Genomic DNA, 26,869 nt, shown 5'->3' with positions numbered 1-26,869 from the left:
AAAGCTATCTCTTTGTAGAGCCCGCTGATTTTTGCAACAGCGCCACTTATTCAACCTGCGCTAATGTCCCAAAGCAACTTTCCGTTCGGACAAGGCCCAGTCAGAGAAAATGTCGATATGTGCTTGCATGGATGACGGGACACGTTTGGATCTGATGAGGTAGTAATCTGACCCGTAGGTCATTCGACGATCTGAGAGCTGAACTAGGGCTCCTATCTCCAGATCCGGCTGTACCATCGCAAGCGGGCAAAGAGCGACGCCTTGTGCCGATAATACGGCGGCCCTGAGTAGGTTGAAATCTTCGTAAGTTGTCCCCTGCAAGGGGCCGGGATCTTCGTTCCCGTTGAGATCAAACCAGCGTTGCCAGCCCCATGTATCGCCGTCATGCAGCAAACCAAGACTGTGCAAATCCGAGATGTGATCCATAGATGCTCCGTGCTGTTCCAATAGGGCTGGGCAGCATACCGGAAGGCTGTCACCACTCAGGAAGAATGTCGCGTCAATATCTGCCCCCTGTGGTTCACTCGGCAGAAAGGCGAAAGCGATATGTACGTCTGAATAGTCGATCTCATAGCCGTGGATCGCATAGATAATCCGCGTCTCGACACCTGGATGGGCCTCTTTGAAATTGGCAAGCCGAGGTATGAGCCAGCACATGGCAACGGATGGGATTGCGGCAATGACCAGTTCGTTGCGGCCATTGTCCGAACGGGCGCGGTGACATGCGGCGTCGATCTCAGTCAGAGAAAGAGAAAGAGAAAGAGAATTTGCCAGCTCAATGCCATGCTGCAACAAGATTGCACGGTTACCCTCACGATGAAATAGCGGTGCTTCCAACCAGGTTTCGAAGTTCTTCACTTGATGGCTTATCGCAGATTGGGTGACAAAAAGTGCGTCAGCTGCGGCTTTGAAAGAGCCTAGTCGTGCAACTGCTTCAAAGGCACGAAGGGCGTTCAACGGAGGCAAGCTCATGATATTCCTTCTTCATTAGAAAAACTAAACCTATCCTGAAATAACATCGTTTGACGAAATCGTGCAACTTCCGGTTCATGTAGTTAGTTTTTAACCGCTTTTGGCGATATCAAAATTAGGAAGCCCCTCATGGAACGCGAACGTCTACAGAACTACGTCGGTAATGGCGACAAGGCTCCCGGCACTTTCTCAGACGTCGAAATGCAACGTCGCCTGGACGCCATCCGTGCACATATGGCGAAGGAAAGCATCGATGCGGCTCTCTTCACCAGTTATCATTGTGTGAACTACTACTCCGATTTCATCTATTGTCAGTTTGGGCGCCGTTACGGGTTTCTCGTTGACCACAACATCGCAACGTCCATCAGTGCGGGTATTGATGGCGGTCAGCCCTGGCGCCGCACCTTTGGCGGTAAAAACATCACTTATACCGACTGGCAGAAAGACAATTATTTTCATGCCATTCGCCCCCTGATAGGTGGCGTCAAGCGTCTGGGAATTGAGTTCGATCACATCACCATCGACACGCTAAACCTGCTCAAGGCCGAGTTTCAGAACGTTGAACTCGTCGATATCTCAGCAGCTGCCATGCGCTTGCGTATGATTAAGTCTTTCGAAGAAATAGCGCATACTGAAAAGATGACACGTATTGCAGACATTGGCGGCACAGCTTGTGTGGAAGCAACTGCGGTTGGTGTACCTGAGCATGAGGTAGCGCTGCACTCAACGGCAACTATGGTTCGCGAGATTGCCAAGGTCTGGCCTCATGGCGAACTTTTAGATACCTGGACCTGGTTCCAGTCCGGCGTGAACACCGATGGGGCACATAACCCAGTCACCAGCCGCAAGATCCAGCGCGGTGATGTCTTGTCCCTCAACTGCTTCCCTATGGTCGCAGGCTACTACGTAGCGCTTGAACGTACGCTGTTTGCCGAGCATGCGAGCGATGAGCACATCAAGATGTGGGAATTGAACTGCAAGGTCCACGATCGCGGCAAGGAGCTGCTGGTGCCAGGGGCGAAATGCTCCGACATCGCTAAAGAACTGAATGAGATTTACGCCGAGGATGATCTGCTACAATACCGTAGCTTCGGTTACGGCCATTCCTTTGGGGTGCTTAGCCACTACTATGGTCGCGAGGCAGGTCTGGAGCTGCGCGAAGATTGCGAGAAGATTCTGGAAAAAGGCATGGTAGTGTCTATGGAGCCGATGATCACCATCCCTGAGAACATGCCCGGCGCGGGTGGCTACCGCGAACACGACATCATCGTGATCGAGGACGAAGGCAATCGCAACATCACTAACTTCCCCTACGGACCCGAGAATTTGATCGTCAAATCAGTGCCAAAAGCGGCCTGATCTAAATGAAACGCCCCGACCTGCGCATGGTCGGGGCGTTTCTACATCTGGAGACATTTTAATCTGGGAGGAGCATATGTTTCTGAATTCATGGGTACTTGATTGGTTTGTCATCCTGAGTATGGCCACCATCGCCGTCGCGCTTGTGGCTTGGCTACTAGATCGCGTTCGCAAATACGACTGACCCCAAAGACCCGTTCCGCAACAGAAGGCGGTGCATCACTTACCAAATCTGGAGGAGGAGATCATGGAAAGTATTCCGTGGATCAACTGGCTGATCATGGCGATGTCCTTTATCGCGTTAATCTGGCTGGGTTGGAAATCAAGCAAGGTTGTGCATTTCAACAACGATGACGAAAGCGGCTTTCTAGTCGCGGGCCGGTCGCTTGGCCCGTTTGTGGGTGCAGCGACGATTGTAGCGACGGGTTATTCCGGTTGGGGCTTCATGGGCTCACCCGGTGTAGCTTACGAGTTCAGCGCCATTGAAATTCTAGGCAACTTCATGTTTGCACCTGCGATGGTGATAGCTGTACTTTTCTTTGCCAAGTTCCTGTCGCGTCGCGCAGCGTCCATGGGCAGCAATACGATCCCGGAATATGTGGCCAATCTGCATAGCGCCGGTGGGCTCGCCCGTCTGGTTCAAGGCATTGCAGCGATTATCACAATTGTCTTACTACTCGTATTCCTAACTAGTCAAATCAAGGCGGTTGGCATACTCGCGTCAGGGTGGCTTGATCTGCCGCAGGTCTGGGGCGCTATGGTGATGATCTCAATCATCATCCTGTATACCGTTCTAGGTGGTCTGACGGCGGTCGCTTGGACTGACACGCTGATGCTGATAGGCATGTTGATTGCCGCGGTTATCGTGTGTGTTCAGATGTTCAGCGACATTCCACTGATGCAGATGGTCACTCAGCTGAATAAGATCGACCCTAATCTCGTGAACCCTGTGTCTTCTGACCCTTACGGCCAGGCCAAAGGTGCAGTCTATCTGGTTTTGCCCTACGCGTTCATGTTCTCCGCTGTCCTACCCTACATGGCAGTGCGCTTTCTGGCGTTTCGAGCCGACGTGAAGTTCTCGACTGTTGCGCTCTATGTGGCGCCTTTTGCGTGCATCCTGTCGCTGATCCCCATCGTCGGTCTCTACATGCGGCTCAAGATGCCGGATCTCGCTGAGGCCGATCAGGCCATGCCGGTCTATTTGGAGACGTTCCTGCACCCAGTTCTAGGCGGCTTCATTACGCTCTGCATCCTGTTTGCCATGCAGTCCACGGCAAACTCGCTGCTGCACACGGTCGCCTCTGCCGCATCTCACGATCTGCGTCGAGCGCTGTTCCCGGGTCATGAAAACCCCAAGACAGTTTTGTTCATCAACCGAACGGCCGTGGTGGTGTTTGGATTGGTCGGCTTGTTGATGATGATCTACGCGCCACCGTTCTTCCTGTCCTGGTTAGGTATTCTTGGTACAGGCACTCTGCTTGCTGCTTTGGTTGGTCCGGTCTTCGTTTCAGCGTTCTGGCGCGGAAACGCATACGGCGCACTAGCTGCTATGGTTGGAGGCTTCTGCATTTCGGGCTACCTGTTGATCTGGGGTGCTACTGGATGGGTGGTAGGGCCTTTGGTTGGATGCGTAGTTTCATCAGTCTTGTATGTCGGTGTGAGCATTCTGACATTCGGACTAGACAAGCGGGTTGCAACCGCCTGATCATAATGCATTGCCAATGTGGAGGGCAGGGCTTTGGACCCACCCTCCACATTGAAGGTTGTCGAGAGCCGCTAAATGACTAGTTCTATAAAATGTGGGGCAACAAGACTGCGAGCTAGTGGAGTGCCTTGTTTTGTGTTTCAGCTTTCATGCCGGGGTACCGTTCTTCAAACTTTTGCTTGAATGTTCCGCCCAGCGCTCGCATACGAGCTTGCAGCAGAAGGTGAGTACCTGATTTCAACCAGCGCATTTGCTGGAGATTGCAAAATCGCTTGCCGACAACCGTATAAACTGTGCTTTCGACAGAACCGGACTTTGTAATGCCTATGTTCCACATAGTTCGGGATCATGTCGGCATTAGTATTAATGTAGTTCTGGAATTCGGCTGCGGCCCTCTGGAGGACTTTGATACCATCATAACTGGTTTCAATCTTTTCTAGCTCAAATTTTAGATCATCAATTACTAACTTCCCCTAATAAAGATTGCCGTTCCAAAAATAGCAATTGATCGGTCCTGTTGCAAATCCGGCGGGCTCTGTGATGAGATAGCTTTCAACATCGCTTTGGTGATTTCAAGAGTGCATTCAAAGGCCGCCATTTCAACGGCAAAGTTGTGCTGGCAATGGTGTCCGCCAGCCTCCTGAAGTTGGCAGGTTGATGGGACCTACATCAAGGTTCCGGAGAATGGGCGTATCTCTATCTGACCGTCGACAAGTTCGAAAACGCCATCGGCTTCTAACTCTCCCCCACCCGGAAAACCAAGCTGCGAAACGATTCCTGGGGAAACCTTGAAGGGCCTGAAGGATTGGGGAAAGCCGCAGATAATCAACACCAATAAGGCCCCAGCATATGGCGCTGCTATATCAGCTGACAGTGGAGGGTAAATATCCTGAAGCAACGGAACATCGCCAAGTGAAGTACTTTAACAATGTTGTTGAGGCCGACTATGGCAAGCTGAAACAGCTCATCAGGCTAGTACGTGGGTTCAAAACCATGAAGTCGGCTTACGCCATAATCAAGGGCTTTGAAGTGATGCGAGCTCTACGTAAAGGGCAGGCTGGCACTTAAATGTCTCCAATGATGTGCTGGTTGAGGCTTGCTTCGTCGAGAAGGCTTTCTCGCTTTCGGCGGAGTAATCTAGCAGCACGCTTGCCTCCGGAGCTCAAACGCGCATGCCGCTGATAGTGGAAAGTTCAAACCAGATGTTATCGGCATAAAGGACCGCCTCTTTCCTAGCTGTCAACCTACTCGCCTATGGCTAGAGTATTGATGATGTAAACAGTGCTCTTATGAGGGCCATTTGTAGGTGTTAAGCGCATGATAACTAAGGTCAATTTAAGAGAGCTTGACAACTATATGTACTTCTGATCATGATTTAGTGAAATATTACTATGGCAACGAAGCCCTTACTCTGCGGACAGAAATCATCCGCAGAGTAAGGGCTTTTTTGTTTTCAATGGCCAGAGTTGTCTGTCTCCGGGAGGGGGAATGAAACAAGTAATTCGAGTGGGGATTTTATTATCCACGAGTGGGACAGATCAAGTTATCGGCAAAGCAGCTCTGAACGGGGCATTGCTTGCGTTTGAGGAGATTAACACTGATCTTGGATATGAGTTCGAGTTGGAACCTGTAATTCGTGACCCGGGAGATTCGCTGGAAAAGTTCTCTGCTTATGCAGAGGAGTTACTGGCTGAGGAAGGATGCCAGCAGATCATTGGCACGGCGACTTCGTCCAGCCGGAAGGAAGTTATACCCGCCATTGAAAAACATGATGCGCTTCTTTGGTATTGCTTCCCCTACGAAGGTTTCGAAAGCTGCGAGAATATCGTTTATATCGGTGCCACGCCTAATCAACATATCGTTCCTTTATTCCGGCATATTATTCCACGCTACGGCAGAAATGCCTATCTAACTGGTTCCAATTATATCTGGGGGTGGGAGACTAACAGAGTTGCTCGCGAACTGCTGATGGCAGTTGGTGGGCAGGTTCTTGGAGAGAAGTACGTACCGATCAATTCGCCCGACATTGCGCACTTAATTGATGAGATCGCTGCTAAGAAGCCTGATTTCATCCTGAATAATCTGATCGGTCTTTCTAGCTATGAATTTTATAAGGCCTACGAGGATTTAGGGCGCAGCAACCCACTGTTTGATCCGGCGAACTGCCCCATTATCAGTTGTAATGTTACTGAATGTGAGATTGAGACGATCAGCCCATCTGCTCTGCACGGCCATTACACAACATCAATATACTTTGAAAACGAACATGCTGAGTTGAACAGATCCTTTGTCACTTCCTTACGGGAAATGCTAGGACCACATTGTCATAGCTCTGCTTTTATGGCTTCAGCATACTCGGCTGTGCATATGCTGGCAGATGCGATCCGTGATTGTGGCTCTGAGGATGTTAAATCTGTTCGGAAGAGTCTTTACGTTCGTTGCTTTGATAGCGTGCTGGGCCCAATTCAGATTGATCAAATCACTAATCACGCTGCATTGCTGCCGCAAGTTGCAAAGTTTGATCAAACGCAGCGCTTTTGCATCGTCGCGACAAGCACGCAGCCAGTAGAAGCAGACCCGTATTTCGTCAAGTTTGATGCAGAAGCCTTCACGTGTGACATTAACCAGCATTTCGCTAGGCAAGCCAGTTCTGATTTTCGAAATCTAAGGGTGGTGAAGTAATATGTTTAAGACACCCAACTTTCGTGGCTGGGCGGCTCTTGTCGCGCATCGTCCCAGTGATAATATCAGCCGACTTATACAACAACTTGAGCGATTGGGGATGTATGTTGATTTGGTCTGGCCGACTATCGACCCAGCCTCCATGCATGCAGATGTAGTTTTCTTCGATGGTGATAACTCTTTTGATGAGTTGTTTCCTTGGTCGCCAGGGAATGCACCCGTTCCCTTGATTGCTCTATTAGCTACCGAAGCCCCAGGTCGCCTGGAATGGGTACTCCAGCAAGGTGTTTCGGCGCATTTGTTGAAACCAATTGGTTCAGGTGGGGTGTTTTCGACACTTGTTATCGCCTCAGCCAATTTTGCACGCCAACAAACTTTGAATACGGAAATTTCAGAACTGAAAAAACGTGTGCAGTTGCGGCCTGTGGTCTTGCGGGCAGTCTTCGCAGTTATGTCAGAATTGCAATTGAATGATGATCAAGCGTTTAGCCTGATACGTCAGGAGGCAATGCGGCGCCGGCAGTCAGTTGAGGCCTTTTGTCAGGCCCTTACCGTCAATGGAAGTCCCCGTTTAAGCGGTGTGCTTTGTCAGGGAGTGCCGCAGAGAAAGGTGCCGTAGCATGCTATTTTTTCTCGAACTTGTGCGCCGACCATTATCACTAACGGGCTTGATTATTGTGAGCCTTACGATTTTTCTGGCACTGAGCGCATCGTGGATTGCCCCGTTTCGGCCAGACGAACAGATGTTTGACGGTCTCACACTGGAAGGTGCGCCTCTACCTCCGAACGAAATGTTTTGGATGGGAACCGATTTGCTGGGGCGGGACCTATTTTCACGGCTGTTATATGGCGCTCAAACTTCTTTAGTTATCGGTATCATTGCTAATGGAACTGCGGTTTGCATTGGCGCGCTTATTGGTATTACGGCAGGTTTTTTGCGTGGATGGATTGGTACGGTCCTGATGCGTTTCACTGACCTGATGATGGCGTTTCCTGCACTACTTCTTGCAATCGTTCTCGCGGCTCTTTTCAAACCCAGCCTTTGGATTGTCGCTCTTGTGATTGCTATGGTGAATTGGGTACAGGTCGCACGGGTTACTTATACAGAAACAACATCTCTAGCTGAGCGTGATTTCATCGTTGCTGAGCGCAGCATTGGGGCGTCTTCAACTCGCATCTTGTTCCGCCATCTATTGCCACACTTACTTCCAACACTAATGGTGTGGGCCACATTAGGCATTGCAACAACCGTGCTTTTAGAAGCGACACTGAGCTACTTGGGCATCGGTGTGCAGCCTCCAACACCAAGTTGGGGCAATATCATCTTTGAAAATCAGACCTATTTCACCTCTGCACCGTGGTTGGTTTTCTTTCCCGGCGGAGCGATTTTGCTCCTTGCTCTTGGCTTCAACCTCCTAGGGGATGCGCTGCGCGACATTTTGGACCCAACTTTGAAGGGGAAAGGTTGAGATGTACGTTTATTTTGCACGCCGCATCCTTCAGGCCCTTCTTATCTTGCTAGGGGTTAGCTTCATTACATTCATCCTGCTGTATTTGGTCCCCGCAGATCCGGCCAGACAGATCGCTGGCAGGTCAGCCACTGCGGCGACTGTTAGCAACATTCGCAGTCAGTTGGGTTTGGACCTTCCATTTTATGAGCAATACAGTCGGTACCTGTTTAACCTATTGCAAGGTGATTTCGGTCGTTCTTACTTGCAAAAATCAGAGGTAGGAGAGCTAATTGCAGCACGTTTGCCAGCAAGTCTGCTGTTGATGTTCGCCGCCATAACAGCTGAAGTCGTTTTTGGAGTGACCATAGGGATTATTGCTGCGGTGAAACGTAATAGCATCGTCGATAAGTTTCTGATGATCATGAGCTTCGTTGGCGTTTCTGCACCTCAGTTTGTGGTTGGAATACTCCTGCTATACGTGTTTGCAGTTCAACTTGCCTGGCTTCCTATTGGTGGTTATGGCGAAGCCAAACACTTGATCTTGCCAAGCCTGACGCTCGGAATTCTTGGAGCAGGTTGGTATTCTCGCCTGATGCGTTCTGCTCTGATTGATGTTTTGCAGCAAGATTACGTTCGCACCGCACGAGCGAAGGGAATGCCTGCTTATCGGATTTTATTGCGTCACGCACTACCCAACGCGTTGCTGCCTGTGATTGCGCTCATCGGCATTGACATCGGCTTTCTCATGAGCGGCATTGTTGTTGTTGAATCTGTTTTCGGTTGGCCCGGCATTGGTCAACTAACGTGGCAGGCAATCCAACGTGTTGATATTCCGATCATTATGGGCGTCACGCTAGTTTCAGCCTGCGCTATCGTACTCGGTAATTTAATCGCGGATCTGATTACACCACTCGTCGATCCACGGATCAAACTTAGATGAGATGACACTTAATTCGTAGCCTACGTGGGAGGAAGCTATGTATATGGAAAAAGCACTACTTACGGGTGTAGCTAGTCTTGTAATTGCAGTGACAGCAACTTTGGCGAATGCAGCCGAACAAGAAGGAGGGGCAATCACCGTCACGTATAAAGATGATGTATCTACACTAGATCCAGCAATTGGGTATGACTGGCAAAATTGGTCTATGATCAAAAGTCTGTTTGATGGGCTGATGGATTATAAACCTGGTACTACAAATCTGGTGCCCGATCTGGCTGAAACCTATAGCATTTCTGAGGATGGTCTTACTTATACGTTTAAGCTACGCTCAGGGGTGAAGTTTCACAATGGGCGTACCTTAGCAGCCTCTGACGTCAAGTATTCTCTGGACCGCGTTGTTAATCCTGAAACCCAAAGTCCAGGCGCAGGGTTCTTCACTTCTATTGAAGGCTTTGAAGAAGCTTCCGCAGGTAAAGCTGATGGATTAAGCGGTGTTTCAACACCATCTAATGACACAGTGGTCATTCAGCTTTCCCGACCTGACGCTACATTTTTACATGTGATGGCGATTAACTTTGCGCATATTGTGCCGAAAGAGGCGATTGAGCAGTATGGGCAAGATTTCGGGAAACATCCGGTAGGCACTGGGGCATTTAAGATGTCCGAATGGACAATCGGCCAGCGCGTCGTTTTCGAACGTAATCCAGAATATTATCACGCGGATCTGCCAAAATTAGACAGGATTACGTTTGAAGTCGGGCAGGAGCCTATCGTGGCGCTGCTTAGACTTGAGCGTGGTGAGATTGACATCGCTGGCGACGGTATCCCACCAGCGAAGTTTCTTGAAGTAACAAAAAGCCCGAAATTTGAAGGGATGGTCGAACGTGGTAGTCAACTTCATACAGGCTACATCTCGTTGAATACACAAATGGCGCCTTTTGATAATGTAAAAGTTCGCCGTGCAATAAATATTGCGATCAATAAACAGCGTGTTCTTCGTATCATTAATGGTCGTGCTGTCGCTGCTAATCAGCCGCTACCTCCACTTATGCCGGGCTATAATCACAATTACAAAGGCGCTGGATACAATGTTGAAGGCGCAAAAGCTCTGCTTACTGAAGCGGGCTTTTCAGATGGTTTTACAACTGAGCTTTATGTTGCAAACGTAGATCCTCAACCGCGTATCGCGCAGGCAATTCAACAGGATCTGGCAAAGGTTGGCATTCAGGCTGAAATCAAGTCACTTGCGCAAGCCAACGTAATTGCTGCGGGTGGAGAAGAAGATCAAGCGCCAATGATCTGGTCTGGTGGTATGGCTTGGATCGCTGATTTCCCAGATCCATCAAACTTCTATGGTCCGATTTTGGGTTGTGGTGGCGCTGTTGCCGGTGGGTGGAACTGGTCGTGGTATTGCAATGAAGAGCTTGACGCCCGTGCGCAGAAGGCCGATGCGATGGTTGGTGCTGATCAGGCGGAAGCACGCGTTAATGAGTGGCGTGAAATCTTCATGAAGGTTCAGGAAGATGCACCGTGGGTGCCAATTTTCAACGAGCAACGTTTCACCATTCGTTCAGAAAAGCTGGCTGGTCCTGAAGGCATTTTTGTGGACCCTGTTCATATCCCTGTTCACTACGATCATGTCTATCTCAACGAAGCTAATTAAAGGCAGCGTATATGTGTAATGCACCAGATTATACCATCCACCGGCATCAACATCATTTTGGATGGGACAATTCAATTACACCTATTGAGAGTGTCTCTCCCGGAAGTGCTCTTGAGTTTGTTTGCATGGACTCTTCAGGAGGGCAGATAACCAGATATAGCGCAGCTGCGGATCTTTCTGCGTTAGACTTTGAACGTGTCAATCCAGTTAACGGTCCCATCTTTATTGATGGGGCAGAGCCTGGAGACATCATCAAAGTAACTATTGAGCACTTCAAGCCTTCAGGTTTCGGATGGACCGCTAATATCCCTGGCTTCGGTCTGCTTGCCGATCAATTCAAAGATCCAGCTCTCGTGCTATGGGATTACGATCCACATGGCATGACACCGGCAGCATTTGGGCAGCATGGGGCAGTGCCTCTCAAGCCATTTGCAGGAACAATTGGCCTTGCTCCTGTTGAACAGGGCTTACATTCAGTTGTGCCACCTCGCGCGATGGGGGGGAATTTGGATATTCGAGACCTATCCCTTGGATCTGAATTATATCTTCCGGTCCAGGTCGACGGGGGATTGTTCTCGATAGGTGACACCCACGCCGCACAAGGTGACGGGGAAGTATGCGGCACGGCCATTGAAAGCCAGATGGATGTTACGGTTAAACTGGATCTGATCAAGCAAACGCCTTTGACGACGCCACGCTTTACTACTCCCGGCCCGGTGACACGTCACCTTGATGCAAAAGGATATGATGTAACCACCGGCATTGGCAAAGACCTGATGGCTGGGGCGAAAGCTGCGGTCTCCAATATGGTCGATTTGCTAAGTGCCAGACATAACCTCAATTCAGTAGAGGCTTATATGCTTTGCTCAACCTGTGGTGATCTGCGCATTTCAGAAATTGTCGATATGCCTAACTGGGTGGTGTCGTTTTACTTTCCTCGGATCGTTTTTGAATGAAGTTCATGCCTTTTCATCAGCCTATGACAACATCTGGATTTTTAAGGTTGTTTATATGAAGACGCATAAAATCCCGGCATTAGATGTCAGAGATCTCTCTATTTCTGTTCGAACAGAGAATGGATTGAAGCCTGTCGTCCATGATTTTTCTTATAGTGTGCATGCCTCTGAGACTTTGTGTATTGCAGGTGAAACTGGATCAGGCAAATCCATCACATCACTCGGTGTGATGGGTTTGTTGCCCAAAGAAAGTGCGGTTATCACCAATGGCACCGCATTATTGGGCGATGAAGATTTATTGCATGCCACACAAAAAAAATTGGATGATCTACGGGGCAACACCATTTCGATGATCTTTCAGGAACCGATGACATCATTGAACCCAGTGATGACTATCGGCGATCAGCTGCGAGAAGTCTTATTGTTCCATAAGCATGCGGAAGGGCGGTTGGCTAAACGCCAAGCGTTGGCCATGTTGGATGCTGTTCGCCTATCTGAGGCTAAAAAGCGTTTTTCACAATATCCTCACGAGCTCTCTGGAGGAATGCGGCAACGTGTGATGATTGCCATGTCTCTTTTATGCAAACCTCGTGTTCTGATAGCGGATGAGCCCACCACGGCCTTAGATGTGACTATTCAAGCTCAAATTCTGACATTGATGAAGGAGTTACAGCAGGAATTCCATATGGCACTCGTTTTGATCACACACGATATGGGCGTGGTCGCTGAAATGGCAGACCGGGTTTTGGTCGTTCAACATGGAAAGATGATGGAGCAAGGCTCCGTTGAGGAGATTTTCTATGCACCTCAGCGAGAGTACACCAGAAAGCTAATCAGAGACTCTCCTAAACTAGGAAGTATTAAAAGAGATCGGCTCCAGCCTGTGAGTGCTCCACCCCGAAAACAATGCTCGCAGGCACCTGCTTCGAGGTCATTTGCCTCGAAGCAGGTTCTTTCATCGTCACAACCATTATTGTCGGTCAAGGACTTGACTGTCGGTTTCGATATTGCGGGAGGGCTTCTTCGTCGTCCAATGAAGCGCGTGCATGCAGTTGAAAAAGTATCATTTGATTTGTTCGAAGGTGAAACCGTAGCGCTTGTCGGAGAAAGTGGATGTGGTAAGTCGACAATAGGAAGAGCGCTTCTCAATTTGGTCGATTGGCAAGGGCAGGTCAGTATAAACGGAAAGGACATTCGCGCTAGATATCGCGAGGATCCTTTGGTCGCGCGCCGTCATATACAAATGATCTTTCAAGACCCGTATGCCTCGCTGAACCCACGGATGAACGTTGGAGATCTAGTAAGTGAACCACTCGACATTCATCGTATTGGTTCTAAGGCGGAACGCCGTGAAAAAGTTGCGTATCTGTTCGAGCGGGTTGGATTAAGCAGGGATCACATGAAGCGGTACCCCCATGAGTTTTCAGGTGGACAGCGACAACGTATTTGCATCGCCCGCGCTCTAACTCTTAATCCGAAAATCATCGTAGCGGATGAAAGTGTCTCCGCGCTAGATGTCACAGTGCAAGCGCGCGTTCTCGAACTAATGGGTGAGCTGCAGCAAGAAATGGGCCTTTCTTATCTCTTCATTTCGCATGATCTTGCTGTCGTTGAGCAGATTAGCCACCGGGTTGCCGTAATGTATCTAGGGCAAATTATAGAAATTGGGAGTCGTGAGGAAATTTTCGAGACACCTACCCACCCTTATACCAAAGCATTGATAGATGCAGTTCCTGTACCTGATCCAAGGCAGCGAAAAAAACACCGCCAACGCAATACAGATGAAATTGCAAGCCCTGTCTACGATATTGGAACCGGTCCGAAACCAGTTGTGCTAGAACAGCGGACCAAGACGCACGCCCACTCTCCATTTTAGATTTTCTTTTGATGGCTTATTCACGCTCGTTGCTAGGAAAAGTAGAGCATTAGTTAGCTGGTGGTTGAATATATTTATGATTGCATTCCAAATTTTGCAGCATTGTGAGAATTATAAAGTAAATTATATTATATAAAGTAATCGTGATTCTATTTATTATCAAATTAAGTGTCATTGTAGCGCTGTAATTTACTTTCAAATTGGTTTGTGGATTTATATTGTGTATTCAACCATAACTCAATGACATCAAATAGAAAATTAAAATAAATATGCATTATTACCTCTGCGTCATTAGTATTTTTTTCCTTAATTGTTGACAGATTTCTAAAAGGAATTAGGCTCTTTTTGTACCAATTTTAATTTGGTTTAGGGAGAGGTTTTTTATGGCTACTATAACGAGCCGCTCGACAATACCTAGTTCGCCCATTTTTTCAGTTTCAGATCTCAAAATGAGAATAATCGGGAGTTCAACTGATCTGGTTGAAAACCTCTCGCTTGAAGTGTTTCCCGGGCAAACCCTTTGCATCGTGGGTGAATCTGGTTGCGGGAAAAGTATTACTGCTTTGGCGCTGATGGGGCTTCTTTCGCCAACAGAGGTCGACATTCTCAGTGGTACAATTTGGTTTGAGGGCCACGAATATCTTGTTTCAGAAGCTCGTCGTGCTCGACATCTGCGTGGTGATCGAATTGCAATGATTTTTCAGGAGCCGATGACTTCCCTAAACCCGTCCTTCAAGGTTGGTGAACAGATTACTGAAGCAATCACGTGCCATCATATCTGCTCACCTGCAGACGCAAGAAGCCACACAATCGAAATGCTGGCTAAAGTCGGTATTCCCGCGCCAGATGTCCGCTTCAATGAATATCCTCACCAATTGTCTGGAGGTATGCGCCAACGTGTCATGATTGCAATTGCTCTGGTTAATAACCCATCGCTGCTGATAGCCGATGAACCGACCACCGCTTTGGATGTGACCATTCAAGCGCAGATCATTGAACTCATTCGTGACTTACAAAAAGAAACTAGCATGGGAACAATCATGATCACCCATGATTTAGGTGTGGTTGCTAAGCTGGCAACGGATGTCGCCGTGATGTATGCAGGTCAAATCGTGGAGAAGGGGCCGGTTGAGGCTATCTTCAACGATCCGCAGCACCCTTACACAATTGGCCTGCTTTCCTCCATACCCAAGCTAACGGGGCAAAGAGAGCGCCTCGCCACAATTCCCGGCAGTGTGCCGACCATTCAATCCATGCCATCAGGCTGCAGGTTTAGCAGCCGTTGTCCGTTTGCTGCAGCGGTGTGCAGCGAAAAACCCGTGGCCCAACTCTTCAAAAATAACCACGCTGTATCCTGCCATTTTGCTCCGCTGAACATGACATTGGAACTGAGTGCATGAGCGATTTTATTTTGGAAGCTCGCAACCTCAAAAAATACTACGAAGTCAATCAAGGCCTTTTCTGTGTTGATGTTCTTGTGAAGGCTGTTGATGGTGTTTCCTTTGATATCTATCGTGGAGAAACCTTTGCCATCGTTGGCGAATCCGGTTGCGGGAAGTCCACTCTTGGGCGTGTGCTGAATCACTTAATAACGCCAACTGAAGGTGAAGTCATTTTTGAAGGTGAGGATATCAGTAAGCATAGTGGCAAAGAACTCTCAGCATTCCGAAAAGAGGTGCAGTTTATTTTTCAAGATCCGTTCTCGTCATTAAATCCCCGGATGACCGTTGGGAGGCTGATCAGTGAACCTCTCGAAATTCATCGATCAGGTTTGAGTGCTAAACAGCGCGAGGACAAAGTGAAACAGCTTTTGGAGCAGGTTGGGTTAAGAGTGGAGCACGCCAATCGCTATCCCCATGAGTTCTCCGGTGGTCAACGACAACGCATTGGGATTGCCCGAGCTTTGGCAAGTGGTCCTAAACTGATTATTGGTGATGAGCCTGTTTCCGCACTGGATGTTTCTGTGCAGGCGCAAGTTGTTAATCTGCTTGATGATTTGCGAGATGAGCTAAATCTGACTCTTATTGTTATTGCGCATGACCTATCGATTGTCCGGCACATGAGTGATCGTGTTGCGGTCATGTATCTAGGCAAGATTGTCGAGATGGGACCCGTTGATGAGGTTTTTTCTAACCCCTGTCACCCCTACACGCTTTCGTTGCTTTCAGCTGTGCCGGAACCTGTTGTCGACCAAGAAAAGCCTATTATTTCACTTTCAGGAGAGACACCAAGCCCAACTGTCTCAATTACTGGTTGTCGACTTAACAATAGGTGCCAATTCGCTCGTGATATCTGTTGGAAAATTGAACCTGAAATATCAATGGTTGAAACTTGCAGTGAGCACACGATTGCTTGTCACTTTTGGCACGAAGTCGTTGAGGAAGTTTCAGCGAAGACAACGAGTGCTTTTGACGTGTGTAATGAACAAGTTGAAATGCGTCTTAAACTATATCAAGCCGCTCTAAAGGGAAAGAAGGCGGTTCTTAGAAAACGTAATGCAGTCAAACCGGAGGAATTGACGTGAAATTTACCCGCAATGCCCTTTTATTATCAGCCTTAACTATGACAACTATGTCTGCGAATGCGCAAGATTTACGCATCGGCTTGCAGTCTGACGCAGACGTTCTGGACCCGGATCAGTCACGGAGCTTTGTTGGCCGGATTGTGTATGCATCTCTTTGCGATAAGCTTGTCGACATCACACCAGATCTTGAAATCATTCCGCAACTCGCCACTAGTTGGTCATGGACTGATGGTGGTAAGAAATTGACCTTCAAATTGCGTGAAGACGTCATTTTTCATGACGGTACTCCATTCAACGCTCAAGCAGTTGCTCGCAATATTACGCGTAGCCAAACACTGCCAGAATCTCGCAGGAAATCTGAAGTCTCATCTATTGAAAGCACCTCTGTTTTGAGCGAATACGAGATCGCTATCAATCTGAAGAAGCCAGATTCTACCTTGCTGGCCCAGCTGGCAGATCGTTCTGGAATGATGGTTTCTCCTGATGCTGCAGAAGCCAGAGGTACGGATTTCGGGCTAAAGCCTGTTTGTTCTGGTGCATTCGAATTTGTAGAGCGCGTGGCTCAAGATCGTATTGTTCTGAAGAAGTTTGACAGCTATTGGAACAAGGATGCGATTAACTTTGATACAGTGACGTATCTACCGATCCCAGATAATACCGTACGTCTCGCGAACTTATTATCAGGTGATATTCATATTCTTGACCGGCTTGCTGCTACTGATTTGAAGCAAGCAGAGCAGAGCACTGCGGTTAACGTAAACAGCGCAGTATCTCTTGGATATCAAGGCCTGACGATGAATGTGGGCAATGGTGAACGGGCAAATACGCCATGGGGTCAAGATAAGCGTGTTCGCCAGGCTCTTAGTTATTCTATTGACCGGCATGTCTTAAACAACGTTGTTTTTAACGGTGCTTTTGCTGCAGGCAATCAGGCGTTCCCACCAAACTCTCCCTGGTATGATAACAGCCATCCAATTCCTGAACGTGATGTTGCCAAGGCAAAAGCATTGCTGGCAGAAGCTGGTTATACGAATGGGCTTGAACTCGAAATTTCCGTGCCCAACACGAATGTTCCAACGCAGGTGACGCAAGTTATTCAGGCTATGGCAGCTGAAGCGGGTATCAACGTTAAGTTGGTTACTAAAGAATTCGCAACACTGCTGGCTGATGACTCTGCTGGAAATTATCAGGCCAGTCAGATCGGCTGGTCCGGGCGTGTCGACCCTGACGGCAACATCCATCAGTTTGTAACAATTGGTGGTGGTATCAACGACTCTGGTTATTCTAATGCCAAGGTAGATGAGCTCCTTAATTTGGCAAGACAATCTGCGGACCAAGAAGAACGTAAGCTAAGCTACATCGCTGCGAATAAGATCTTACAAGATGAATTACCTATCATTTACTTGTATCACCAGACTTGGATTTGGGGGCTAACTTCAAATCTCAAAGGCTTTGCAGCCTATCCAGATGGAATGATCCGTCTGGAAGGTGTGAGTTTCCAAGAATAGAAAACATACTTTCAGCGCGGCAGTTATTGTCGCGCTAGCCTTCCTGCAATCTTGAAAGTCTAAGTGATGCTAAACTTTGTTCTGCGTCGTCTGGTGATTGCTATCCCGACAATAATACTAATATCCATATTTGTATTTACTTTGCAGAAGTTGCTGCCAGGTGATCCTGTTTTGGCAATGGCGGGGGAAGAGCGTGATCCTGAAGTGCTTGAGTATCTACGTAACAAGTATCGCCTGAACGACCCGATCTTTATCCAGTACATCAACTGGATTGGGAACGCCGTTGCTGGAGATTTAGGCATCTCCTTGCGTACTAACCAGCCTGTTTTCGAGCTGATAATGGAAAAGCTGCCAGTCACAGTTCAACTGGCCATCATGGCAATTTTCATCGCGTTAGTCATAGGCATTCCAACCGGTATTTTATCAGCAGTGAAAAAAGGCAGTGTGATCGACTATTGCGCTAACGTGATTGCCTTATCGGGCCTATCGATACCTAATTTTTGGCTTGGTATCATGCTGATCCTGTTGGTTTCGGTAAAGTGGCAGTTGTTGCCAGCTTCTGGATACGTGCCTTTCTTTGATGACCCATTGGCATCAATAAGCGTGATGATTATGCCTGCCTTTGTTCTTGGAACCGCAATAGCTGCAACGTTAATGCGCCACACTCGCTCAGCCATGCTTGATGTATTAAAATCAGACTATATTCGCACGGCTCGAGCAAAGGGGCTCAAAGAGCGAACAGTTATTCTCAAGCATGCTTTCAGAAATGCTGCCACCCCTATTGTCACTTTAACAGCCTTGCTGTTTGGCGAGTTGATCGCTGGCGCTGTTCTGACGGAACAAATCTTTACTATTCCTGGTTTTGGAAAGCTCATTGTCGATGCTGTGTTCAATCGCGACTATGCAGTGGTGCAAGGTGTGGTGCTGGTTACAGCAGTTGGGTTCATTCTGATGAACCTTGTCGCTGACATTGCCTATGTTTTCCTGAATCCAAGGCTTCGGAGTCTGCCATGACACATGCAACCGGGCCCATCTTCAATGAAGATCCAGTTCTTACCACCAAGTACGAAAACAGAGTTTGGAAGAAATTCAAAACTCATAACAGTGCCATGGTTGGTGGTGCGCTTGCGACATTCTTCATCTTAATCGCGATGTTTGCTCCCTTGCTACCAGTGGTGGACCCTACTGCAACAGACTGGTTGTCTGTGCGCAAAGCACCTTCTTGGGTTCATCCTTTTGGAACAGACGAAATAGGCCGTGATGTCCTGTCGCGCATGGTTTGGGGTGCTCAGGCGTCGCTTCTGGCTGGTGTAGTTTCCGTCGCCATTGCCATAGGCCTCGGCGTACCTCTTGGTATACTTGCAGGTTACTTCTCCGGCTGGACAGATGCCATTATCTCCCGCTGCACAGAAGCATTGCTCGCGGCACCATTCTTGGTGCTGGCTATTACTCTTGCTGCTTTCCTCGGGCCAAGCCTTACTAATGCGATGATAGCCATCGGCATATCTGCGACACCCATTTTCATTCGGCTCACCCGTGGGCAAGTGCTCTCGATCAAAGCTGAAGACTATGTCGAAAGTGCTAGAGCAGTGGGCCTGCCCACCTACAAAATTCTGAGTAGATATATTCTGCCAAACATCCTCCCTCCAATCCTTGTGCAGGCAACCCTGTCCGTTGCTGCTGCGATTATTGCTGAGGCTTCCTTGAGCTTCCTTGGTCTGGGACAACAAGCGCCGGATCCAAGTTGGGGCCAAATGCTCAACATAGCAAAGAACTTTCTTCATCAAGCTCCTTGGATGGCTTTATGGCCCGGCATAGCGATTTTTCTGGTTGTCCTCGGCTTTAATCTTCTGGGTGACGGACTGCGCGATGCATTAGACCCGCGCGAAAAATAAGCGAATAAACTATGACATTTACGACACGTCCTGAAATCCGTGGCACCTTCGGTGTCGTCACTTCTACCCATTGGATTGCGTCAAGCGTTGGGTTTGGAATCCTAGAAAAAGGCGGTAATGCATTTGATGCAGCCGTTGCTACTGGCATTGTTCTGCAAGTTGTTGAGCCACATCTAAATGGTCCAGCTGGAGACCTGCCTGCTATCCTTTACGATGTCTCCAAAGGCAAACCGGAAGTTCTTTGCGCTCAAGGTGTTGCCCCGGCTGCTGCCTCTATTGAACATTTTAGGGGACTCGGATTAAATCTTATTCCAGGTTCTGGGTTGCTTGCAACCGTTGTCCCAGGCGCTTTCGATGGCTGGATGTTAATGCTGCAAGATTATGGAATGCTGTCTTTGCGGGACGTGTTGCAGCCTGCTATAGACTATGCGAAAAATGGTCATCCTGTGTTACCTCGCGTTGCCCATACCATCGCAAGTCTGAAAGAATTCTTTGCTGAGGAATGGCCCAGCTCTGCTGAAGTTTGGGCACCAGACGGCGAAGTACCAGAACCAAACACGAACTTCAAGAATCCAGACCTGGCGAATACCTACCAGCGTATTCTGGCGGAGGCGGAAGCTAAATGCGGTGATCGTGAGGGGCAAATTGCAGCTGCTCGTGAAATCTGGAGAAATGGTTTCGTCGCAGACGCTATCGGTGATTATCTCAGCGAAGCATCGGTCATGGATGTTTCAGAACAGAAGAATAGTGGGATACTGACACGCGAAGATTTGGCGAACTGGCAAGCCTTTACCGAAGAAACTGTTTCCTTAAATTATCACGGCTGGCAAGTGCACAAAACGCTGCCCTGGAGTCAGGGGCCAGTCATGCTTCAAGCCCTATCAATCTTGAAAAAGTTCGACCTTGGCGCGATGGATCCCAACGGTGATGAGTTCATCCATACCGTGATCGAAGTGATGAAGCTCGCCTATGCTGATCGAGAAACTTATTATGGAGATCCAGAGTTCAGCGATATACCGCTGGGTTATTTACTTTCAGATGACTATGCCGCTGAACGCAGTCAGCTGGTTGTTGAAAAAGCCTCTTTTGAGCAAAGACCTGGCCGACTGTTAGGGCTGGAACATCTAGCCGACGGATACATCGCAAGAGCTCAACAAGATTTTGGTGTGACCTGCGGGGTAAGCGCTGGCGAACCGACGATGGCGCATCTTACCGAAAAACGAGGAGATACAGTACATTTGGATATCATTGACCGGTGGGGCAATATGGTTGCAGCAACGCCATCAGGTGGTTGGTTGCAAAGCTCACCGGTTGTGCCGGGATTAGGGTTTCCCTTGAACTCTCGTGCCCAGATGTTTTGGCTAGAGGAAGGTGTGCCTAATGCACTTGCGCCACGTAAGCGACCACGTACAACTCTTACCCCAAGTTTTGCGGAAAAAAATGGTACTCAACTTGTATTTGGTACACCGGGCGGAGATCAGCAAGATCAATGGCAGCTAATCTGGTTTTTGCGCTTTGTTCATCACGGTTTGGATTTACAAGAGGGGATGGATTATCCGCTCTTTCATACCGACCACTTTCAGGGATCATTTTTCCCTAGAGAAGCTAAGCCTGGTGAGATGATGATTGAACCGGCTGTGGGACAAAATACCATCGATGGTTTGCGTGCTCGAGGTCATATTGTGACTGTTGCAGAGCCGTGGTCGATTGGACGTCTTACCGCAGCGCTCCGACATCCTTGCGGGACATTGCAAGCAGCGGCGACACCTCGCCTGATGCAAGCGTACGCTATTGGCCGGTAAGAGCAACAGCTCGATATGGGAGACCAAAGTTGAGGAGTACCTATGGAATATTGGGGGCTGACGAGTATTGCCACAATGGTCACAATTTCTATTGCAGCCGACGTGCTGGGGGGCATACTAGCGGGTTTACTTGGTGTGGGTGGCGGAATTGTTATCGTTCCTGCCTTGTATATAACTCTAACGCAAATTGCTCAAGTAAATGCAAACCTAGCAATGCAAGTTGCTGTTGCGACGTCATTGCTGACGATTGTTTTCACTTCTCTTTCTTCTGGTATAGGGCACCACAAACGCGGGGCAATTGATTTTACACTTCTCAAATTGTGGACACCCTCAATTATTGTTGGAGTGGTTGGCGGTGCGCTGCTTGGTAGTATTGTTTCGGGTTATATCTTAATTGGAATATTTTCCTGCGTTGCTGCTCTTGTTGCTATCGACATGATTTTTCGAAAGACTTCCTCAGAGGTCAGGCAACGTAGTTTTTCCAAACCTACCTGGACAAGTTTAGGTGTTCTTGCAGGCACGATATCTTCCATGATGGGTATTGGAGGAGGCACAGTGTGTGTGCCGCTGCTGAACTTCTTAGGCTATGATATTCGCAGAGCTGTTGGAACCTCTGCGGCAATAGGTTTCGTTATCAGCCTGCCGAGTGCTGCGGTTTATGCCATTAGTGGGCTAGGGCAGGAAGGGCTGCCACCATTTTCTCTGGGCTACATAAATTTGCTCGCTGCTGCTATCATCATTCCGCTGAGTACATCATTTGCCCGTATCGGGGTGAAGATCGCGCATAGCATTCCCAGAGGAACCTTGCGCCTTGTTTTTGGTATGTTTTTAGCTATAACCTCGATGCGCATGTTTACCGACTTAGTTGGAAGCTAGAAGTATAATGGGATCAAGCAATAAGCATCCAGAACAGACACTATTGGATGCGATTGAAAACCGAGAAGATAACAAAGAATTCATCTCTGGAGGAAGATTGCTTCCTGAGCGCACACTTGCATTGAAACTGGGTATTAGCCGGGCGCGACTAAGACAAGTATTAGGTGAACTAGAGCAATCAGGTTCCGTTTTTCGCCGACAGGGACAAGGCACTTTTGTAGCACCTCCTCCAGCAGCTGATGCAGGACGCATACGCATTCTCGCGGGCCGAATTACTCCTCGTGATGTGATGGAAGTCCGTCTGGAAATTGAGCCAGCCCTTGCGGCACTGGCAGCAGAGCGTGCATCTGTTGATGAGTTGAAATTGTTAGGGCAACTCATGCAAGCGACTTTAGATGCGCGTGATACAACAACCTATGAAACGGCCGATGAAATATTCCATTACAAAATTGCAGAGATTGCTCATAATCCGCTCTTCTTAAACATTTATAATGAAATTCGGGAGGTTCGAAAGCAGGCTTCTTGGACGCAGGAACGTAAGAGTGCATATTCTAAAGAGACAATCTTCCAACTTGGATCTCAACATAAAGACTTGATGGAAAACATCGCCTCCCGCAATAGTGAAGCCGCAGCTTCTGTTATGCGCATTCATTTATTGACCGTTTCAAACACCCTCTTGCGCCATCGCCACTATGAATCCTCATAATGAGGGCTATTGCGGGTATAGTTGCAGAGCTGCAATGGAAGGCATCTAGCAAGAACTTGCGCATTGCATCATGACGCATCGCCCCCGCGCATAGTATAGAGCTCACCGACAGCCAGTTAGAGGTGATAACTGAGGTGTGCCACATCAACTGGTATTACTTGTGCGGATTAGTATCAGGTGTTGGAAAGCGTCTTTGTTGCCAGAAACCTGTGATGACTTTCGCTGCCAAGTTCAAAAGTTTGCCAAACGCCTCATCGGACAAAGCAACATATCTAGATCAAGGAAGCTGTCTTTGAGCTCTAGCTTTTTTGCTGCTAGCAGGCGCCCGCGACCCGCAATGATGTCGTTGTCAGCACCAACTAATATTGGATTGGTAAAACCAAACTCAGCAATGGAACTTGCAATCTGGGTAATCTGCTAATCGGGATGTGTTCTTGCGTTGCGAGCATAAGGCACGAGCGTTGTGATAGACATCATCTCGACTTGCAAAGGGAAGCTCCTGTTGATTGGGTGCGAACCTTGGAATTCAGAGTGCGAACCGTGAACCTAAGGTGCGAACCTGAAGTGCGAACTCAAAATTCTAGGTTCGCACCCTTGGGTTGTTTTCGAAGTAAGAGCGTCACCGCTAAATTGATTGATGCAACAATATCTTAATCAGGAGTGTTGCGATGCGGTGCTTTCTTTCGTTTCCGCTAGGTGCGAACCGCGAACCCAAAGTGCGAACCCAAAATTTCTGTCTGTAACTGGCGATCTGGTGCGCAAAGCCCCACCGCATACGATTGCGGCCCGGAAGGACCCAAAAGCCGGACTAGGGGAAGCTTGGTATGGGATTGCGAGGAGGATATTGCGCGGCTTGACTGCGGGTGGAGGAGGGGACGCAGCTTAGCCGAGCATAGCGGCAATGTGCCCGAAACAGCCCACTTATGTCGCGCCAGAAGTGCAGGGTCATTTGTCGGGGAGTGCGGCGCAAGGCAGCTCAACACAGCCCAACGCGAGTGCGAGACGATAGCAGGCGGGACTGAGCGGCACCAGCAAGCAAGACGCCTCTTGTTTTGAAGCGCACACCAGCCAAACTTCGCAGACACTGACACATCCGCGAAACCAATGGTATGTCACCTATAAGCCCCTAATTGTGCAGGTGGGTATGGCATTGCGCGGTACCGAGAAAAATAAACTCAAGCCATGTGTAAAGAGCACAAGCGACAAGAGGAGCAAGCGCCATGCACGTGAACTACATCTATACAGAGCACCCCCAATGGGGGACGGAAATCCTACGCTACACCAACGAAGAGATGCGCGAGGTCTTCGGCGATAAGAACGCCGAGGAGCTGTGGGCCGGCAAGATCATCCTACACAAAGGCGGCGCCTACCTGGACATGCTAAGCGCCGCCAGAGACAAGCTAGCCGCTGAACTCGACGCCTAATCCTACTAGGCCCGCAAAGAGAACAGACCCCGCCAGCGGTGCGGGGTTGCGATCGTGAAGGCGGGCAGGGGGCTCGGTGGCAATAGAGGGAAGGTCTATGAGAACCAGCACAATCAGGATTGCAGCACAGGACTTAGCCAAGGCGGGGTTTAACGCCAATCGACCATACGAGGCGTGTGACCCGATCGCCCACGCACTCGATGACAAGGCAGCGGTTAAGGCTCGGGTCAACGCAGACAATATGACGCTAACGATCGAAATGAACACCAACCAGCTCCTCGATGCAGCAAATACACTCAGAGAACTCGGTCTGATTTGAGTTAAGCAGATGTCCGGGTATGGATTGCAACCCCGCGCTCAGCGGAGTTTATTGTTGGTGAGGTTGGTTTAGGTGGATGACACGCGCATGGGAACCGCAGCCAGTGCACCCTTCCGGGTCTCTAATGAAGCCCCTTCCCGGTCTATGGGTGAGCTTTCAAAACTCAGCTCAAACTCAAATAGGCCTGAGAGGCACTGCGCCTCCCAAGCCAGAATATTCCATGAGAGGCAGAACCTCTCAGCATTCCAATGCTTTTTAGTCTTTTGAGACTTCCAGTGCGCAAGGATCAAGCAGATCGGAGATCCTTTCGCTACTTGCCTGCGCATTTTCTATGTGATTGCGCACAGTATCAAACAGCGTCAGCAACGCTTCATATTCCTGGGTATGCTCCATGCGTTCGCTCATCACCACGCTCATGGAATAGACTATATTTTTGAGGTGGTTGGTTGATAATCGAAGCTGATCCACTTCATTGCGAAGGGACGTATGGGCACATTTCTCTTTACCAGTTTCTGTCATTTCAAGCCCTCTACTTTGGGTGTTGAACAACCACTCAGCAGAAGGCATTCGACAACCCACTGGCGAGCGGGAGGTTCGAAACCTGCAAGTAGACAGGCGGGTTTATTCCCCCCGCGAAGGGGTATTATATTCACCGCCCTCCCGCCCATAAGCGAGAGTTTGCGTAAGGAGGGCTAACTCCAAACACAAATTGACCGCCGAATAACGGCAGCGGTGACCGCTACTTGTGAGAGGTTTCGACGCCTCAAGATGACCATGCGATGAATGGTGCAAGGTGTCAATGCAAGGAAACCGAATTCCTCCACAAACCCATGGCATTAGCCGGTCCTGAATGTAGAGGGTAGAGGTGTATGTGGCTTCACCTTCATCTGTTTATGGCGCGCTGTATGGCTAAAACAGCGGCCATAGCACGGTGATGGGCGGTAGAACGGGTGAGCCCGACCTGAATGCAGATGGGCCGCCAGCGGTAACCTTCTGCCCGCATCCAAAGGATTTTCCTATCATCAGTGCGTGGAACATGGCGCAGCCAGTTGATCGTCTCTTCCATGAAAGCAATATCGCGCGCGCTGGGCACAGCTCGTAGCTGAGGCTTGTTGTAACCATAGGCCTCATGAACATCATGGATAACCTGCGGCCATGTGTTTCCATCACGCCGTGGTGTAGACCTTGGCGGATTGGGCAGCCGTCGCAGGGTGCTGGCAGCCAGCTCCAGACGATCAACGATCTGGGTGGTGGTGAGCATCATGAGGTGTCCTGAGTGCTGGCGACTTGCGCTTCCAAAACGCTGTTCAGCACACGGATGTGGAAGCTGCGGGCTGCCATGATGGGGTCAGCAAAAGCGATAAGCTGACCAGGCGTGGGGGCAACGGTCTTGCTGCTGCGTCGCCAGGCCTGACAGGTGGCGAAGATCACATCGGTTGGATAGCCGCTCAGATCCTGGATCCAATCTTCAATCAGCTGTGTGATGGCCTCTGGTGAGAGCCGCTTTTGCGGATAGTGATTGAGAAGCTGTCCCACTGCCAGACTCACTGGTTTTGACCCACCGGGTGCGTTGGTCTGCGTGAGTGTGCTGAGCAGTTGCTCCAGTTCCTCAATCTCTTGAGCTGATCGTGGTGCCTGCCTTCGTTCTGGCCGGGATGCTATCAGCTGCTGCAAGAGCCTCATCCCAGGCTCTCTGCCAAACATGGGAAATGGAATTTTTGCGCTTGGAGGGTTCATGGGATCGAACAGATTGCTCATGGGATTTCTCCTTGGCTTGAAGACCTGCCTGTGCTTGAGGTTTTGCCCAATGTTGCTCACAGACCGGGTTTTGGGGGTAAGGGGGAAAAGGTTCTTTTGATGGTTCTAAATGACGGTTCAAGGGGGGCACCACGTGCCGGTTGGTAGCGGCACCACATGCCGGTTGGTGCGGCACCACGTGCCGGGTGCTGGCAGGGCCTACCGGCACACCATGCCGGTTGTTATCAGGCTCATCCGGCACGTGGTGCCGATTGGATGTTCCGGGTTTGATCGCTGGCAAGTTTTCCAGAGCAGGATGGTCATTTTGATCGGGGATAGGCCTTCGCCCGTCAAAGCCAGTAAGGACGAAAATATCGGACCTGCGAGAGCCATTGGCACGGCGACGCTGATAGCGGGTGATCAGCCCCAATGCTTCCAGGTCATTCAGGCAGTTGCGCAGCTTGCGCTCCGAGC

26 protein-coding genes and 1 pseudogene are annotated in these 26,869 nt (G+C 49.2%); 21 read left to right on the top strand and 6 right to left on the bottom strand.

The features are described from left to right. Nucleotides 1-60: 60 nt before the first annotated feature. Nucleotides 61-972, bottom strand: coding sequence for a LysR family transcriptional regulator (locus tag PsAD26_RS16730; protein WP_063311370.1), 912 nt, complete (start codon nucleotides 970-972; stop codon nucleotides 61-63). Between the two features lie 129 nt (nucleotides 973-1,101). On the opposite strand from PsAD26_RS16730, the gene PsAD26_RS16725 reads away from it, so the two are divergent. Then, nucleotides 1,102-2,331 (top strand): aminopeptidase P family protein, encoded by a 1,230-nt coding sequence (locus tag PsAD26_RS16725; RefSeq protein ID WP_063311369.1) that lies wholly within the window; start codon nucleotides 1,102-1,104, stop codon nucleotides 2,329-2,331. A gap of 247 nt (nucleotides 2,332-2,578) precedes the next feature. Next, nucleotides 2,579-4,036 carry a sodium:solute symporter family protein gene (locus PsAD26_RS16720; protein WP_063311368.1) on the top strand — a complete coding sequence of 486 codons (1,458 nt, stop codon included), beginning with the start codon at nucleotides 2,579-2,581 and terminating at the stop codon, nucleotides 4,034-4,036. A gap of 115 nt (nucleotides 4,037-4,151) precedes the next feature. Here PsAD26_RS16720 and PsAD26_RS16715 read toward each other — a convergent pair whose 3' ends face one another. Next, on the bottom strand, nucleotides 4,152-4,373 hold the full coding sequence (locus PsAD26_RS16715; RefSeq protein WP_063311367.1) for a hypothetical protein: 222 nt from the start codon (nucleotides 4,371-4,373) through the stop codon (nucleotides 4,152-4,154). 271 nt (nucleotides 4,374-4,644) lie between these two features. On the opposite strand from PsAD26_RS16715, the pseudogene PsAD26_RS28905 reads away from it, so the two are divergent. The 16 genes and pseudogenes from PsAD26_RS28905 to PsAD26_RS16635 form a co-directional block, all read left to right on the top strand. Beyond that, nucleotides 4,645-5,160, top strand: a pseudogene (locus PsAD26_RS28905) (IS6 family transposase); the annotation flags it as partial. 364 nt (nucleotides 5,161-5,524) lie between these two features. Then, nucleotides 5,525-6,718 carry a transporter substrate-binding domain-containing protein gene (locus PsAD26_RS16705; protein ID WP_063311365.1) on the top strand — a complete coding sequence of 398 codons (1,194 nt, stop codon included), beginning with the start codon at nucleotides 5,525-5,527 and terminating at the stop codon, nucleotides 6,716-6,718. 1 nt (nucleotide 6,719) lies between these two features. Further along, nucleotides 6,720-7,337 (top strand): ANTAR domain-containing protein, encoded by a 618-nt coding sequence (locus PsAD26_RS16700; protein WP_063311364.1) that lies wholly within the window; start codon nucleotides 6,720-6,722, stop codon nucleotides 7,335-7,337. A 1-nt stretch (nucleotide 7,338) separates the two neighbouring features. Continuing rightward, nucleotides 7,339-8,187 (top strand): ABC transporter permease, encoded by an 849-nt coding sequence (locus PsAD26_RS16695; protein WP_063311363.1) that lies wholly within the window; start codon nucleotides 7,339-7,341, stop codon nucleotides 8,185-8,187. A 1-nt stretch (nucleotide 8,188) separates the two neighbouring features. Continuing rightward, a complete protein-coding gene (locus PsAD26_RS16690; protein WP_063311362.1) occupies nucleotides 8,189-9,109 on the top strand; it encodes an ABC transporter permease in 921 nt (306 codons plus the stop codon). A 43-nt stretch (nucleotides 9,110-9,152) separates the two neighbouring features. Next, nucleotides 9,153-10,772 (top strand): ABC transporter substrate-binding protein, encoded by a 1,620-nt coding sequence (locus PsAD26_RS16685; protein WP_063311400.1) that lies wholly within the window; start codon nucleotides 9,153-9,155, stop codon nucleotides 10,770-10,772. A gap of 11 nt (nucleotides 10,773-10,783) precedes the next feature. Beyond that, nucleotides 10,784-11,728 (top strand): acetamidase/formamidase family protein, encoded by a 945-nt coding sequence (locus PsAD26_RS16680; protein WP_063311361.1) that lies wholly within the window; start codon nucleotides 10,784-10,786, stop codon nucleotides 11,726-11,728. Continuing rightward, complete coding sequence (locus PsAD26_RS16675; RefSeq protein WP_244278258.1) at nucleotides 11,721-13,604, top strand: ABC transporter ATP-binding protein; 1,884 nt, start codon at nucleotides 11,721-11,723, stop codon at nucleotides 13,602-13,604. Before PsAD26_RS16680 ends, PsAD26_RS16675 begins: the two co-directional genes overlap by 8 nt. Before the next feature lie 383 nt (nucleotides 13,605-13,987). After that, the gene (locus PsAD26_RS16670; protein WP_063311360.1) at nucleotides 13,988-15,004 is read left to right on the top strand and encodes an ABC transporter ATP-binding protein; all 1,017 of its coding nucleotides are present in this window, start codon (nucleotides 13,988-13,990) and stop codon (nucleotides 15,002-15,004) included. Then, on the top strand, nucleotides 15,001-16,128 hold the full coding sequence (locus PsAD26_RS16665; protein WP_084403711.1) for a dipeptide ABC transporter ATP-binding protein: 1,128 nt from the start codon (nucleotides 15,001-15,003) through the stop codon (nucleotides 16,126-16,128). Before PsAD26_RS16670 ends, PsAD26_RS16665 begins: the two co-directional genes overlap by 4 nt. Before the next feature lie 38 nt (nucleotides 16,129-16,166). Then, a complete protein-coding gene (locus tag PsAD26_RS16660; protein WP_063311359.1) occupies nucleotides 16,167-17,636 on the top strand; it encodes an ABC transporter substrate-binding protein in 1,470 nt (489 codons plus the stop codon). A 66-nt stretch (nucleotides 17,637-17,702) separates the two neighbouring features. Then, nucleotides 17,703-18,650 (top strand): ABC transporter permease, encoded by a 948-nt coding sequence (locus tag PsAD26_RS16655; protein ID WP_063311358.1) that lies wholly within the window; start codon nucleotides 17,703-17,705, stop codon nucleotides 18,648-18,650. Then, nucleotides 18,647-19,531, top strand: a complete 885-nt coding sequence (locus PsAD26_RS16650; protein ID WP_063311357.1) for an ABC transporter permease — start codon at nucleotides 18,647-18,649, stop codon at nucleotides 19,529-19,531. Before PsAD26_RS16655 ends, PsAD26_RS16650 begins: the two co-directional genes overlap by 4 nt. A gap of 11 nt (nucleotides 19,532-19,542) precedes the next feature. After that, on the top strand, nucleotides 19,543-21,333 hold the full coding sequence (locus tag PsAD26_RS16645) for a gamma-glutamyltransferase family protein (RefSeq protein ID WP_063311356.1): 1,791 nt from the start codon (nucleotides 19,543-19,545) through the stop codon (nucleotides 21,331-21,333). 42 nt (nucleotides 21,334-21,375) lie between these two features. Continuing rightward, nucleotides 21,376-22,209 (top strand): sulfite exporter TauE/SafE family protein, encoded by an 834-nt coding sequence (locus tag PsAD26_RS16640; RefSeq protein WP_063311355.1) that lies wholly within the window; start codon nucleotides 21,376-21,378, stop codon nucleotides 22,207-22,209. A gap of 7 nt (nucleotides 22,210-22,216) precedes the next feature. Beyond that, the gene (locus tag PsAD26_RS16635) at nucleotides 22,217-22,915 is read left to right on the top strand and encodes an FCD domain-containing protein (protein ID WP_063311354.1); all 699 of its coding nucleotides are present in this window, start codon (nucleotides 22,217-22,219) and stop codon (nucleotides 22,913-22,915) included. A gap of 231 nt (nucleotides 22,916-23,146) precedes the next feature. On the opposite strand, the gene PsAD26_RS30215 is transcribed toward PsAD26_RS16635, so the two are convergent. Further along, entirely contained in the window at nucleotides 23,147-23,320 is a 174-nt protein-coding gene (locus PsAD26_RS30215; protein WP_275507203.1) for a ParB N-terminal domain-containing protein, read from the bottom strand. Nucleotides 23,321-24,135: 815 nt separating this feature from the next. On the opposite strand from PsAD26_RS30215, the gene PsAD26_RS16630 reads away from it, so the two are divergent. Both PsAD26_RS16630 and PsAD26_RS16625 read left to right on the top strand, forming a co-directional pair. Continuing rightward, complete coding sequence (locus PsAD26_RS16630) at nucleotides 24,136-24,339, top strand: hypothetical protein (RefSeq protein ID WP_063311353.1); 204 nt, start codon at nucleotides 24,136-24,138, stop codon at nucleotides 24,337-24,339. A 97-nt stretch (nucleotides 24,340-24,436) separates the two neighbouring features. Beyond that, the gene (locus tag PsAD26_RS16625) at nucleotides 24,437-24,658 is read left to right on the top strand and encodes a hypothetical protein (RefSeq protein WP_063311352.1); all 222 of its coding nucleotides are present in this window, start codon (nucleotides 24,437-24,439) and stop codon (nucleotides 24,656-24,658) included. Nucleotides 24,659-24,913: 255 nt separating this feature from the next. Here the strand turns inward: PsAD26_RS16625 and PsAD26_RS16620 are convergent, their stop codons facing one another. From PsAD26_RS16620 to PsAD26_RS16610, 3 genes are all read right to left on the bottom strand, one after another. After that, nucleotides 24,914-25,177: a hypothetical protein gene (locus PsAD26_RS16620; protein WP_063311351.1), complete on the bottom strand. Its 264-nt coding sequence runs from the start codon at nucleotides 25,175-25,177 to the stop codon at nucleotides 24,914-24,916. Between the two features lie 364 nt (nucleotides 25,178-25,541). Beyond that, the gene (locus PsAD26_RS16615; protein WP_063311350.1) at nucleotides 25,542-25,922 is read right to left on the bottom strand and encodes a DUF6362 family protein; all 381 of its coding nucleotides are present in this window, start codon (nucleotides 25,920-25,922) and stop codon (nucleotides 25,542-25,544) included. After that, the gene (locus tag PsAD26_RS16610) at nucleotides 25,919-26,416 is read right to left on the bottom strand and encodes a hypothetical protein (RefSeq protein WP_063311349.1); all 498 of its coding nucleotides are present in this window, start codon (nucleotides 26,414-26,416) and stop codon (nucleotides 25,919-25,921) included. Before PsAD26_RS16610 ends, PsAD26_RS16615 begins: the two co-directional genes overlap by 4 nt. 109 nt (nucleotides 26,417-26,525) lie before the next feature. Between PsAD26_RS16610 and PsAD26_RS16605 the strand changes: the two genes are divergently transcribed. Then, on the top strand, nucleotides 26,526-26,869 hold a 344-nt coding region (locus PsAD26_RS16605), incomplete at its 3' end, for a hypothetical protein (protein ID WP_153041520.1).

Origin of the sequence: Pseudovibrio sp. Ad26 (genome assembly GCF_001623285.1) — a bacterium.
Taxonomy (GTDB): Bacteria; Pseudomonadota; Alphaproteobacteria; order Rhizobiales; family Stappiaceae; genus Pseudovibrio; species Pseudovibrio ascidiaceicola.
This window is presented reverse-complemented; position numbering and strand designations above follow the sequence as displayed.